The organism is Pseudoalteromonas sp. B160 (assembly GCF_037162485.1).
GTDB lineage: Bacteria > Pseudomonadota > Gammaproteobacteria > Enterobacterales > Alteromonadaceae > Pseudoalteromonas > Pseudoalteromonas rhizosphaerae.
Genome location: NZ_JARLUX010000001.1, coordinates 1,805,737 through 1,818,585 on the forward strand (window position 1 = coordinate 1,805,737; position 12,849 = coordinate 1,818,585).

The 12,849-nt window shown below is 38.8% G+C and carries 10 protein-coding genes and 1 pseudogene; 8 read left to right on the forward strand and 3 right to left on the reverse strand.

The window, feature by feature from the left end; all coding sequences use genetic code 11:
* Positions 1-9: 9 nt before the first annotated feature.
* The 3 genes and pseudogenes from recF to dnaA form a co-directional block, all read right to left on the reverse strand.
* Positions 10-1,104: a DNA replication/repair protein RecF gene (recF, locus tag P4S61_RS08470; RefSeq protein ID WP_145241717.1), complete on the reverse strand. Its 1,095-nt coding sequence runs from the start codon at positions 1,102-1,104 to the stop codon at positions 10-12.
* Positions 1,105-1,110: 6 nt separating this feature from the next.
* Complete coding sequence (dnaN, locus tag P4S61_RS08475; RefSeq protein WP_145241715.1) at positions 1,111-2,214, reverse strand: DNA polymerase III subunit beta; 1,104 nt, start codon at positions 2,212-2,214, stop codon at positions 1,111-1,113.
* A 13-nt stretch (positions 2,215-2,227) separates the two neighbouring features.
* Positions 2,228-3,618: pseudogene (gene dnaA / locus P4S61_RS08480) on the reverse strand (chromosomal replication initiator protein DnaA).
* A 506-nt stretch (positions 3,619-4,124) separates the two neighbouring features.
* On the opposite strand from dnaA, the gene rpmH reads away from it, so the two are divergent.
* The 8 genes from rpmH to mnmG all read left to right on the forward strand — a co-directional run bounded on the left by rpmH (position 4,125) and on the right by mnmG (position 12,837).
* Positions 4,125-4,259 carry a 50S ribosomal protein L34 gene (gene rpmH / locus P4S61_RS08485; RefSeq protein WP_004335215.1) on the forward strand — a complete coding sequence of 45 codons (135 nt, stop codon included), beginning with the start codon at positions 4,125-4,127 and terminating at the stop codon, positions 4,257-4,259.
* A 7-nt stretch (positions 4,260-4,266) separates the two neighbouring features.
* Positions 4,267-4,692 carry a ribonuclease P protein component gene (gene rnpA / locus P4S61_RS08490; RefSeq protein ID WP_145241711.1) on the forward strand — a complete coding sequence of 142 codons (426 nt, stop codon included), beginning with the start codon at positions 4,267-4,269 and terminating at the stop codon, positions 4,690-4,692.
* A gap of 126 nt (positions 4,693-4,818) precedes the next feature.
* Complete coding sequence (gene yidD / locus P4S61_RS08495; RefSeq protein ID WP_064668255.1) at positions 4,819-5,094, forward strand: membrane protein insertion efficiency factor YidD; 276 nt, start codon at positions 4,819-4,821, stop codon at positions 5,092-5,094.
* Positions 5,095-5,102: 8 nt separating this feature from the next.
* Complete coding sequence (gene yidC, locus P4S61_RS08500) at positions 5,103-6,737, forward strand: membrane protein insertase YidC (protein WP_145241709.1); 1,635 nt, start codon at positions 5,103-5,105, stop codon at positions 6,735-6,737.
* Between the two features lie 126 nt (positions 6,738-6,863).
* Positions 6,864-8,228, forward strand: a complete 1,365-nt coding sequence (mnmE, locus tag P4S61_RS08505) for a tRNA uridine-5-carboxymethylaminomethyl(34) synthesis GTPase MnmE (RefSeq protein ID WP_337118119.1) — start codon at positions 6,864-6,866, stop codon at positions 8,226-8,228.
* A 416-nt stretch (positions 8,229-8,644) separates the two neighbouring features.
* Positions 8,645-9,433: an isocitrate lyase/PEP mutase family protein gene (locus P4S61_RS08510; RefSeq protein ID WP_182759106.1), complete on the forward strand. Its 789-nt coding sequence runs from the start codon at positions 8,645-8,647 to the stop codon at positions 9,431-9,433.
* Between the two features lie 637 nt (positions 9,434-10,070).
* Complete coding sequence (locus P4S61_RS08515) at positions 10,071-10,520, forward strand: flavodoxin domain-containing protein (protein ID WP_145241703.1); 450 nt, start codon at positions 10,071-10,073, stop codon at positions 10,518-10,520.
* Between the two features lie 427 nt (positions 10,521-10,947).
* A complete protein-coding gene (mnmG, locus tag P4S61_RS08520) occupies positions 10,948-12,837 on the forward strand; it encodes a tRNA uridine-5-carboxymethylaminomethyl(34) synthesis enzyme MnmG (RefSeq protein ID WP_145241701.1) in 1,890 nt (629 codons plus the stop codon).
* Positions 12,838-12,849: the final 12 nt, after the last annotated feature.

Below are 12,849 nucleotides of genomic sequence, written 5' to 3' on the forward strand. Positions count from 1 at the left end.
TAATCCCACTTATCTTGTTATTAGGTTGCCATGTTTCACGTGGAACATTTGTAGTTCTCGTTGCATGGGTTCCACCACAGCAGAAATACTTTCAGATTGAATTGTAGAGATAAATATTTGAGAGCTACAGTGCGACAATAACTGTCCTACTTTCTCTTTCGTATCTTCCCCTAACTCTGAAGGTAGATCATCTATTAGCAATATTGATTGCTTTTCTGTCTCTGACTCAATCAAACTATTTTGCGTTACTTTTAACGCATAAAGCAATAGTTTCAATTGACCGCGTGAAAAGGTGTTTTCCACACTATTGCCAGCGACACTAAAACTGAAATCAGCTTTATGCGGCCCTTTATTTGTAAAACCTTGGCGACTATCACGCTCAAAGCTTTGTTCGAGAGCGTCGGCTAGAGATTCATTTTCTTTCCAACCAGCATAAAAACTTATTTCTAAATCGCGTATAAGCGTTAATTCTGCACACATTTTATCAAAAAATTGCTGCTTAAACCTACTTATATACGCAATTCGTAAATTATTTATTTGGTCTGCCAGTCTAACAAATTCTTTATCCCAAAACTTGATTTGATCAAAATAATTCTTAGGCTTACTTTTCAATAATGCATTACGTTGCTTTAATACTTTATTGAAAGATTGCCACAAATAGAAAAAGTCTTGTTCCACGTGGAACAATCCTAAATCTAAAAATTTTCGGCGTTCTTTTGGACCTCCAAAAAACAACGAATAGCTTTCAGGGGTGATCACTTGTACTGGCATTAACTGGGCAAGTTCAGACACTCGACGACTAGACTTACCCTGTATTTTTAATTCGGTCTCACCACTTAAAGTCTTACTAATACCGATTGGAATTGATAAGTTATAAAGTGATTTACGACCATGAATGGTGAATTTTTCTTTATGGTGCGTAATGATACTTTTGTGTTTTGGGGTGCGGAAAGACTTGCCATGAGAAAGGTAATAAATAGCCTCAAGAAGGCTGGTTTTGCCACTGCCATTTTCACCATAAATTATGTTAATACCATTCACTGGCTCTACAGTGAGTGCCTCAATATTCCGAAAATTATTGAGGCTCAAATGACTTAAACTCATAGTGCCTTATAAGCGCATTGGCATAACAACGTACATGGCTTCTTCATCGCCAGCACCTTCAATCAATGCACTACTATTTGAATCAGCAAGCGTAAATAAAACGTCTTCTGTTTTTAATGTATTTAATACATCTAAAACATACGATACGTTAAAGCCAATTTCTAAGTCATCACCTTGATAGCTCACTTCAACCACTTCCTCAGCTTGCTCTTGCTCTGGGTTGTTGGCGGTAATTTTTAATAGTCCGTTCGATAAGTTTAACCGTACACCTCTAAACTTCTCGTTCGATAAAATAGATACCCGTTGAAACGCACTGCGTAACCATTCACGATTTGCGGTAATCACTTTATCACCACCACGTGGCAATACTCGGCGGTAATCAGGAAAACGCCCATCAACTAATTTACTAGTAAAAGTAAACTCTGTATCTAAAATACGAATATGATTTGCACCAAATTGAATTGTCACCAACTCATCATCAGCAACCATTAGCCGCATAATTTCTTGTACGCCTTTACGCGGAATTATTAGCTGACGTTGAGTGTTTAACGATTGCGTTAATTGTTTTTGCGCAATTGCTAAACGGTGACCATCAGTAGCCACTGTTTTTATATCAGTATTATCTACTTCAAACGACATACCATTTAAGTAATAGCGTACGTCTTGATTGGCCATCGAAAAGTGAGTGCTTTCAAGTAACTTTCGCAGTTCTAAGCGCGTTAGTTGAAATTCAACTTCACCGTCCCACTGCTCAAGATTAGGAAAGTCTTCCGCAGCGAGTGTAGTTAATGAAAAGCGACTTTTTCCACTGGTCAGTAATAGTTGGTGATCTTGACTGCTCAACGTTAAATCTGAACCGTCTGGCAGACTTTTACAAATATCGAGTAATTTTTTAGCTGGCAAAGTCAATTTAGTATCAGCGGTATCATCGCCAACAAAAACCTTTGCAACAAGTTCAATCTCAAGGTCTGTACCTGTCATTGAAAGCTCGCCATTTTCAACCTCTAACAAAACGTTAGATAAAATTGGCAAGGTATGCTTGCGTTCAATTGCGCCGGATACTTGCACCAAAGGTTTTAAAAATTGTTCTCTTGATATAGTTATTTGCATAATAAAGTCAGCCCTAAGATGACAATGTTCTTATTAGGTTTTGGTAATCTTCTTTCACTTCGTGGCTTTCATCACGTAGTGATTTAATCTTTCTGCAAGCATGCAATACTGTAGTGTGGTCGCGGCCACCAAAGGCATCACCAATCTCAGGTAAGCTGTGATTGGTAAGTTCTTTAGACAGTGCCATAGCAACTTGACGAGGTCTTGCGATAGAGCGGCTGCGGCGCTTAGATAGCAGGTCTGAGACACGAATACGATAATATTCAGCAACCGTACGTTGAATATTGTCTATCGTGACCAGTTTGTCCTGCAAAGCGAGCAAGTCACGTAATGCTTCTTTTACAAAGTCGATCGAAATTGGTCGACCAGTAAAGTTTGCATTAGCAATCACACGATTAAGCGCGCCCTCTAACTCACGCACATTTGAACGTAATTTTTTAGCGATAAAAAAGGCCACTTCGTGAGGTAAATTTATTTTACTCTGCTGGGCTTTTTCATCAAAATAGCCACTCGCGTTTCAAGCTCTGGCGGCTCAATCGCGATGGTTAAACCCCAACCAAAACGTGATTTAAGGCGATCTTCAACCCCTTCAATCTCTTTTGGATAACGATCTGAGGTTAAAATAATTTGTTGGTTACCTTCAAGTAATGCATTGAAAGTATGAAAGAATTCTTCTTGTGAGCGTTCTTTGTTAGCAAAAAACTGAATATCATCGATCATTAAAGCATCAACACTGCGGTAATAACGCTTAAATTCTTCAATAGCATTATTTTGCAGGGCTTTAACCATATCTTGCACAAAGCGTTCTGAGTGCATATAAACAATTTTTGCATCTGGCTTATTTGCCATAATGCCATTGCCAACCGCATGTAATAAATGCGTTTTACCTAAACCCGTTCCACCATATATAAATACCGGGTTAAAGGCAGCACCAGGATTATCCGCAACTTGCGTCGCAGCAGCTTTTGCTAACTGGTTAGATTTACCTTCAACAAAACTATCAAAGGTGTAGTTTTCTTTTATGTTTGATTTATAACCAGACTTAGGTGCAGGCTCAACCACAGCTTTAGCTGCTTTTGGTTGCTGCTTTGCTGCTGGCTGATTCATCGGGGTCGCAGAGCCAGTTGTTGCAGGCGCGATCACTTGCGCATTGTGGATTGGCTTGCTACCTACATCAAAGCGTAACTCTGGCGCTTCATCCTTACAAATCTCAACAAGTAATTCATTAATTCGGTTTAAGTACTTTTCTCTTACCCAATCAAGCACAAAGCGATTAGGTGCATAAATCGTCAGGGTATCTTCGGTACTTTCTGCTTGTAGTGGTCTTACCCACATACTGAACTGCTGCGAAGGCAGTTCATCTTGCAATACATATAAACAACTTTGCCAAACCGACAGATACACAGTTAAACTCCCAAAGACTTAGTATTTATTCCCGGTCATCTTTAGTGTCCGGAAAACATACATTTATTACTATTATTTAGGCAATTTATTAACCCAAGACCGAGTATTATGAATGCACTTTATCCACAAGTACAAGATTGATTTTTTTGAAAAATATGATCTGGCTAAAAAAACAAGCAAGACATTGATTTTTAATAGCAATTATTTTTAACTTCAAAGTATGATCATAGCAAAAAAGGGCTTGGATCGCGATCAAATTATGTGATCTATTTTACTTACCCCAAGCTTTTATGCACTTTTTATACAGAGCCTGTGGAAAACTTCTTTAATATAAGGATCCTAGCAGATCCTGCCAACAGATCTATTATCGCCCCTCTATTATAAATGCGATTATGGTTGACTTTAAGGCACTTCATCGATAATATCTCGCGCTCGCAATGGCACCTGTGCCAGGATCGCGACCTGCATAGGATGTTTTAACCTTTAACCGATCGGATGGAATTGTTATGAAAAGAACTTTTCAACCTAGCGTTTTAAAACGCAAACGTGCACACGGTTTCCGTGCTCGCATGGCAACTGTAAATGGCCGTAAAGTATTAGCTCGTCGCCGCGCTAAAGGCCGCAAAGTTCTTTCTGCTTAATATATAAGTGGAAGACTTTAACTTTGGCAGGGAGTTACGTCTGTTAACTCCCTCGCATTACTCTCGCATCTTTAATGAACCCGCTCGGGCCGCAACTCCTTTCTTTACCTTATTAGCAAAACCCAATGACCAAGCAAAACCTCGCTTAGGACTCACTGTCGCTAAAAAACGGGTTAAAAAAGCTTGCCAACGAAACCGTATTAAACGTCTTGCTCGCGAAAGTTTTCGTTTAAACCAACACACTATTGATAATGTCGATATTGTGCTGATGGTTAAAAGTGGTATTGATGAACAGTCAAATGAAGAGCTAACTAAACAACTCACTAAATTATGGCGCAAGATTAACGAACGCTGTAAACCTGGTGCACCAAAACCACCGCCGTTTAAAAAACGCCCCAACAAATCGGCTAAATCCAATAAACAGAGCCAATAGCAATAGAATTACATGGTTAATTAAGGTATCTTTAGCTCACCTTTTAATCATGCATTTAAAATTCCATTTTGGGCGTTTAAATTCATGGTATCCATTCACTAAATATTACGCAGAGGCTTGAACATCATGAGGTTACTAAAACCACTTGTTGCTTTTCCTAAGCGCTGTTTAGTGTTATTAATTCGTGGTTATCAAAAGTGGATTAGTCCGCTGTTAGGTCCGCATTGTCGCTTTAATCCAACCTGCTCTAGTTATGCTATTCAAGCAATTAATTTGCATGGATCTGTAAAAGGGAGTTGGTTAGCGGTTAAACGCATATTAAAATGTCATCCTTTACATTCAGGTGGGGATGATCCCGTACCTGAAAAATTAACCCATATTAACCACCAACACGAGAAATAAGAGCTGTTATGGAATCGCAACGCACGTTTTTATTCATCGGCCTGATGCTTGTATCGTTTTTATTGTTCCAAGAGTGGAATAAAGACTACAACGCACCAAAAGTCGATCCTAGTGCCAACACACAAACACTACAAACTAATTCCCCTGACTCCGATGATTATGTTCCATCATCAACCGATGGTGAATTACCTACTGCAGCAACAACCGCGAAACGTTCAGTTATTGAAATTACGACTGACGTATTCAAAGTTAAAATTGACACCCGTGGTGGTGATATTGTTGAAGCTGACTTACTGCAATACGAAGAAACAAAAGGCAGCGAAACGCCTTATATGTTACTTGGTGAGTTTGATGGTAAACAATATTTCTCTCAAAGTGGTTTAATAGGCTTAAATGGCCCAGATGCATCTGCAGAAGGTCGCCCAGTTTATCACTCTGAGCAAAAAACATTTGCTTTAACAGGTGACGAACTTCGCGTACCACTTACATTTACTGATAGCAAAGGTGTTAGTTTTACTAAAACGTATGTATTCAAAAAAGGTCAATACGATGTTGCTTTAGAATACTCAGTAAATAACACCACCGCAGAGCCAATTCAAGTACAGCTGTATACGCAAGTAAAACGCACAGTACAAGATAAAGGCAGCTTAGTTGACCAAAACTACTTAGGTGCTGCCTATGGTTCTGCTGAGGAAAAGTACGAGAAATATAGCTTTTCTGATATGGCCGACAAAAACCTTAGCATTAATACGCAAGGTGGTTATATTGCTTTTATTCAGCACTACTTTGTAAGTGCGTGGGTTCCTTCGCAAGAACAGCAAAATACCCTTTACAGCTTAATTGCTAAAGGCAACGCAGCAATTATTGGTGCTAAAGGTGAGCCGATAAATGTACAAGCGAACCAACAAGCAACTCTTGGTGCAACTTACTATATGGGCCCTAAAGAGTCGGATATACTTGAAGCTATTCATCCGAACTTAGATTTAACTGTCGATTACGGTTGGTTATGGTTTATCTCACAGCCGTTATTTATACTATTAAAATGGCTACATAGCATACTAGGTAACTGGGGTGTGGCAATTATCGCCATTACTGTGATTGTTAAATCAGCAATGTACCCACTTACCAAAGCGCAATATACGTCAATGGCGAAGATGCGTGCCCTACAGCCTAAAATGGCTGCATTAAAAGAAAAGTTTGGTGATGACCGTCAAAAATTCGGCCAAGCAACCATGGAAATGTACCGCAAAGAGAAAGTAAACCCTATGGGTGGCTGTTTCCCTATTTTGCTGCAAATGCCAATTTTCTTAGCGCTATTTTATGTATTCTTAGAATCAACAGAACTGCGTCATGCTGAATTTATTTTTTGGTTAACTGACTTATCTGCGAAAGACCCATACTACGTACTACCAATCTTATTTGGTGCCAGTATGTTTATTACTCAGAAGCTACAACCAATGACGGTAACTGATCCGATGCAACAAAAGATGATGACCTTTATGCCGGTTATCTTCTCAGTGTTCTTCCTTTGGTTCCCATCTGGTCTAGTACTTTACTGGTTAGTATCAAACCTTATCTCTATCGCACAGATGCTGATCATCTATCGCGGTATGGAAAAGCAAGGAATAAAAGTCAGGGGCTAATTTGCTCAGTTACTTAAATTAAGGCGACCATTGGTCGCCTTTTTTATTGCCCGCTATTCGCCAGTCATAACTGCATAGGTTACAATACGCCCATACCATTACTCTTTAAGTTGGCAAACTATTAGCATGATCAATCAAGACACAATTGCAGCACAAGCAACCGCACCTGGTCGTGGTGGCGTTGGTATTATTCGCGTTTCTGGCAGTTTAGTAAAAACCGTCGCCGAACAGATTATTGGTCGTTGCCCTAAGGTGCGTTACGCCGATTACGTGCCATTTAACAGTCTTGCTGGCGAGCAACTTGATCAAGGTATTGCTATTTATTTTGCCGGGCCAAACTCTTTCACTGGCGAAGATGTACTTGAACTACAAGGCCATGGCGGTCCTGTAGTACTGGATATGCTACTTAAAGAAATTAGCCAAATTGAAGGTGTGCGATTAGCAAAGCCAGGCGAGTTTTCTGAGCGCGCCTTTATGAACGACAAAATGGACTTAACCCAAGCAGAAGCAATTGCTGACTTAATTAATGCCACTTCAGAACAAGCAGCCAAAAGCGCCTTACAATCACTCCAGGGCGAGTTCTCTAAGCACATTGATACCTTAGTTGAAAAAGTCATTCACTTGCGTATGTACGTTGAAGCGGCCATTGATTTTCCCGATGAGGAAATAGACTTTTTATCTGACGGTAAAGTCTCTGGTGATCTAAATGTCATTATCACTCAGCTAAGCAATGTGACCAATCAAGCAAAACAAGGCAGCATTATGCGTGAAGGTATGCGCGTGGTGATTGCTGGGCGCCCTAACGCAGGCAAATCTAGTTTACTAAATGCACTTGCAGGGCGTGAAGCCGCTATTGTTACTGAAATTGCCGGCACCACCCGTGACGTACTACGAGAACACATTCACATTGATGGCATGCCGCTACATATTATAGATACTGCAGGCCTGCGCGAAAGCCCAGACCGCGTTGAGCAAATAGGCATTGAACGCGCATGGGATGAAATAAAACAAGCCGACCGCGTGTTGTTTATGCTTGATGGCACTGATACCAAAGACACTGACCCACATGCTATTTGGCCAGAGTTTATGGCAAAACTACCTGCCGGTATGGGCGTAACCGTGATCCGAAATAAAGCCGATTTATCGGGTGACGAAGTCGGTATGAGCGAAAACCAGCAATATCCAGTGATCAGCTTAAGTGCTAAAAATGCTGATGGTATAGAGTTAGTTCGTACTCACTTAAAGGCATGTATAGGTTTTCAGGGAGCTACCGAAGGCGGCTTTATGGCCCGTCGTCGTCACTTGGATGCACTCGATAGCGCAGCTCATCATTTACAAACTGGCAAAGACCAATTAGAGATGCATATTGCCGGTGAGATCCTAGCTGAAGAACTACGTTTAACACAAAACTACTTAAACGAGATCACCGGTGAATTTACCTCTGACGATCTACTTGGCAAAATTTTCAGCTCATTTTGTATCGGTAAATAATTAAAAACTAAGGGTGCTTATATAAGCACTCTTAGTCCCCTTCAAAAACCAGTATATTATTATACCAATCGACTTAAATATTTAACCATTCTAGCGAACTACATAAAGCGCTAACTGCGTTATAATTTTTTCAATTAGAACAACTACATGTCAAAATTTACGCCTTGTTATCACTGTATTTATCTGTCGCTATAAATTGTCAGTAACTTTACACGATTGGTATTAGCTGTATTCAATAAAAAATAAAAGTCGTTATTTAATAACCAGACTTGACCAACCGCTCTAAATTATCCGTCGCTATCACTGCCTTTTAGGTTTTTACAACGAGCTTAAAATTTACGTTCAGTGCCGAATTTGGCCAGCGTAGTCACCGTAATCTTTTTATAGTCATAATGAAATTCACTTTTGAGATCATTATGAATAAATACCAAACCTTTCATCAATTACATAAACAAGACCAATTATTTTTATTACCAAATGCGTGGGATCCATTAAGCGCTCGCATATTAGCTGATACTGGTTTTGCTGCTATCGCCACAACAAGTTGGGGGATGGCCCAATCTAGAGGTCAAGAAGATGGCGAACAATGCTCATTTGAGGAGTTTATAAGTCAGCTAAAACCAATAATCGATGCTGTTAATATTGCTGTTTCTGTGGATATTGAATCAGGTTACAGTAATGACGTAAACACTATTTGTCAGCATGTTTTGGCCGTAGCCAAATTAGGTGCTGTCGGTATTAATATTGAGGATTCAGATAAAAAAACAGCTCAGTTACGCTCCCTAGAACACCAAGTAGAAATCCTTAAAGCGATTAAAAATACACTTAAAAAGTATGGTTTTTCACAGCTATTTATCAATGCTAGAACTGATTGCTACAGCCAAAATATGGCTTCTCTTGAACATGTAATAACTCGATCTTTGGCTTATCAAGACGCTGGCGTTGATGGTATTTTTATCCCTGGATTATCCGATTTAACAGCAATAAAGCAAATAACAACGACACTTAAGGTGCCACTTAACGTGATGGCACAGCCATTAAAAAGTGATTTTCTTTGCGATAATAGTAGTAATAGCAGCTCATTATTTGCACATGGCGTGCAAAGATATACGCTTGGTAATGCACTATTTGATGCCACAAAAGCCTATATTTTTACCGCTAGCAGTACTTTTAATAGCACAAAAAGTAGCGATCATTTATTCTAATCGGAGTTTTAAAAGCTATTTATACAAAATTAAAATCATAATTAGTGATAAAAATAGCAACTAATTTAGAAATTGATCAGCACAAGCTCAAATTGTTATCCACAATTTGGGCTTTTTTGATCATTTTTAACTTAGAGGCATATAAAAAGTACTCAATTTATTAGCTCAAACAGTATAAATCGAGCAATAAACCCACTAAATCAACTTTAATTGCCATTAATTACTTATTTAGCACCCTACTTGAAATATTTTTTGGCATTTCATAAATTAATTTATAGCCAAAACGATCGTTATCAACAGGCGATCTATCCACATTCTGATCACTCGTTTTAAAACTCTTAATGAAACGAAAATTCACCACTCATAAAACGTAAAATCAATAGCTTAGTAAAATAAAAATAAGATCTTATGTTTTTACTACCCAGCTTTCCCACTTTTTATCAACAGCTTGATCAGAAGATTACACATTGGAATACTTTATTTTATTTATATATATCAAACAATTACGAATTAAAAATAAAAACAATCAAAAATTGTACCTTAAATACTTATACAAACTTTCATTCAAGGCTTTACTGCTGAGTAAACTCAGTTATCATAAGCCTATAAGTAAGCAGTTGTGTGATCAAATAGAATTATGAACTCCGTTAATATCATTATAGGCAGCCAAATGGGATCTGCTGAGTATGTAGGTGAGCAACTAGCAGAGCAGTTAGTTACTCAAGGGATCACTACAGAAGTTCATGATCAACCTAACTTTTCACAGATAAACCAAGAAAATACTATCTGGTTATTGTGTACTTCTACTTATGGTGCTGGTGATTACCCTGAGAACCTTTTATCCTTTGTTGAAGATATTAATCAAGTTAATGATTTAAAAGGATTAAAGTTTAGTGTTATTGGTTTAGGTGACACCAGTTATGATACCTATAACCTCGCTGGCCGTAATCTAGAACAACTTTTAGTAAGTAAAGGCGCGCACTGTATAGCAGAGCGCTTAGAGTTGAATATTCTTGATGAAGAACTACCAGAAGACACCGCATTAGCTTGGTTACCAAGCTGGATCGAGCAAATAAACCGTATTTAATTAAGATCACAGTTTAGATCCAAATTTAAAGTTACCCACAATTTACTGAGTATTTAGATCAGATTGTGGATAAGCTATGATCTAACTGCGTTTTAAGACTATGTTATCCATTGGATAAGATCTGATCCAATACCCCTGTGCATAAAGAGCCTTTTTGATCAGAGCTTATAATCAGTTAGATCCGATCATATTAACACCTTTAGATCCGAACTAACTTTATGTTTTAATAAGTAAACTAAACCTTATCAACAGAAATCATGCTCAGTAGTAGTAACAGTAATAAAAGATCTCTTTAAAAGATCCTTTATATTATTAGAGATCATTTACTTAGATCTTGGCCACAGTTTAATCATTTATCTTCTGTAAATTTATAGGTAGAATACGCTCCCCCTTGAAAGTTTGCTGGTTGATTAAGTAGGATCCCGAAATGATTTTTCACGAAAATTTTGATGTTATTGTTGTTGGTGGTGGACATGCAGGTACAGAAGCTGCGTTAGCTGCTGCACGTATGGGTATGAATACCCTACTGCTGACTCACAATATGGATACCCTTGGTCAGATGTCATGTAACCCAGCAATTGGTGGTATTGGCAAAGGTCATTTGGTTAAAGAAATTGATGCACTAGGTGGTGCAATGGCCCAAGCAATTGATAAAGGCGGCATTCAATTCCGTACTTTAAATTCTTCAAAGGGACCAGCAGTAAGAGCTACTCGTGCACAAGCAGATCGCGCTTTATATAAAGCTGCTATTCAAGATATTTTACAACACCAAGATAACCTGAAGATCTTTCAGCAATCATGTGATGATCTGATTGTTGAAAATAATAAAGTAACAGGTGTTGTTACTCAAATGGGACTGCGTTTTAGCGCACCTTCTGTGGTATTAACCGTAGGCACTTTCCTTGGTGGCCAAATTCACATTGGCTTAGAAAACTTCAAAGGTGGTCGCGCTGGTGATCCACCTTCAATCGCATTAGCAAATCGTTTACGTGAATTACCATTTCGTGTTGATCGCTTAAAAACTGGAACGCCACCACGTATTGATGCCCGTACAGTTGATTTTAGTAAAATGGAACAACAACCTGGTGATGCTATAACACCGGTGTTTTCATTTATGGGTAAGCAGTTAGATCATCCACAACAAATTTCTTGCTTCATCACATACACCAATGAAAAAACTCATGATGTGATCCGCAATAATTTACATCGTTCACCTATGTACTCAGGTGTTATTGAAGGGATTGGTCCACGTTACTGTCCTTCTATTGAAGATAAAATTGTTCGCTTTGCAGATAAAGACAAACATCAAATTTTTGTTGAGCCTGAAGGCCTAACATCTTATGAACTTTATCCAAATGGTATTTCAACTAGTTTGCCATTTGATGTGCAATTAGAGATTGTGCAATCAATCACTGGCTTTGAAAATGCACATATTTGCCGTCCAGGCTATGCTATCGAGTACGACTTTTTTGATCCACGCGATTTAAAGAAATCATTAGAGACCAAATTTATTGATGGTTTGTTCTTTGCTGGACAGATCAATGGCACTACAGGCTATGAAGAAGCCGGTGCACAAGGCTTAATTGCCGGTATGAATGCAGCATTGCAAGTGCAAGGTAAAGAGCCTTGGACACCACGCCGTGATGAAGCTTATGTGGGTGTATTAATCGACGATTTAACTACACTAGGTACCAAAGAACCGTACCGTATGTTTACTAGTCGTGCTGAATACCGTTTGTTACTACGTGAAGACAACGCTGATATTCGTTTAACAGCAAAAGGTCGTGAACTTGGTTTAGTTAACGATGAACGCTGGCAAGCATTTAATGAAAAAATGGATATCATTGCAAAAGAATCTCAACGGATCAAAGAAACTTGGATCCATAAAGATCACGCTGTAATTGATCAAGTTAATGGCTTACTTAAAACACCATTAACCCGAGAAGCAAGTTTAGAAGAATTATTACGTCGCCCTGAGATCCGTTATAACGATCTAATGGCGATCGAAGGATTAGGATCTGAGTTTGATCATGCAACAGCGTTAGAGCAAGTTGAGATCCACACTAAGTACGCAGGTTATATTGCTCGTCAGCAAGAAGAGATCAATAAGCAACTTCGTCATGAGTTAACTATTTTGCCTAAAGATTATGATTACTCGATCGTATCGGGTCTATCAAATGAAGTGGTTGCTAAATTAACTGAGGCGCGTCCTGATACAATCGGTCAAGCATCACGTATTTCAGGTATCACGCCTGCTGCTATTTCGCTATTATTAGTTTATCTGAAGAAGCAAGGCTTACTACGTAAAATTGCGTAGTCATTAAGGAAT

Coding starts and splice junctions, on each gene's coding strand:
- recF (WP_145241717.1), bottom strand. CDS start 1,104: ATGAGTTTAAGTCATTTGAGCCTCAATAATTTTCGGAATATTGAGGCA.
- dnaN (WP_145241715.1), bottom strand. CDS start 2,214: ATGCAAATAACTATATCAAGAGAACAATTTTTAAAACCTTTGGTGCAA.
- rpmH (WP_004335215.1), top strand. CDS start 4,125: ATGAAAAGAACTTTTCAACCTAGCGTTTTAAAACGCAAACGTGCACAC.
- yidD (WP_064668255.1), top strand. CDS start 4,819: ATGAGGTTACTAAAACCACTTGTTGCTTTTCCTAAGCGCTGTTTAGTG.
- yidC (WP_145241709.1), top strand. CDS start 5,103: ATGGAATCGCAACGCACGTTTTTATTCATCGGCCTGATGCTTGTATCG.
- mnmE (WP_337118119.1), top strand. CDS start 6,864: ATGATCAATCAAGACACAATTGCAGCACAAGCAACCGCACCTGGTCGT.
- P4S61_RS08510 (WP_182759106.1), top strand. CDS start 8,645: ATGAATAAATACCAAACCTTTCATCAATTACATAAACAAGACCAATTA.
- P4S61_RS08515 (WP_145241703.1), top strand. CDS start 10,071: ATGAACTCCGTTAATATCATTATAGGCAGCCAAATGGGATCTGCTGAG.
- mnmG (WP_145241701.1), top strand. CDS start 10,948: ATGATTTTTCACGAAAATTTTGATGTTATTGTTGTTGGTGGTGGACAT.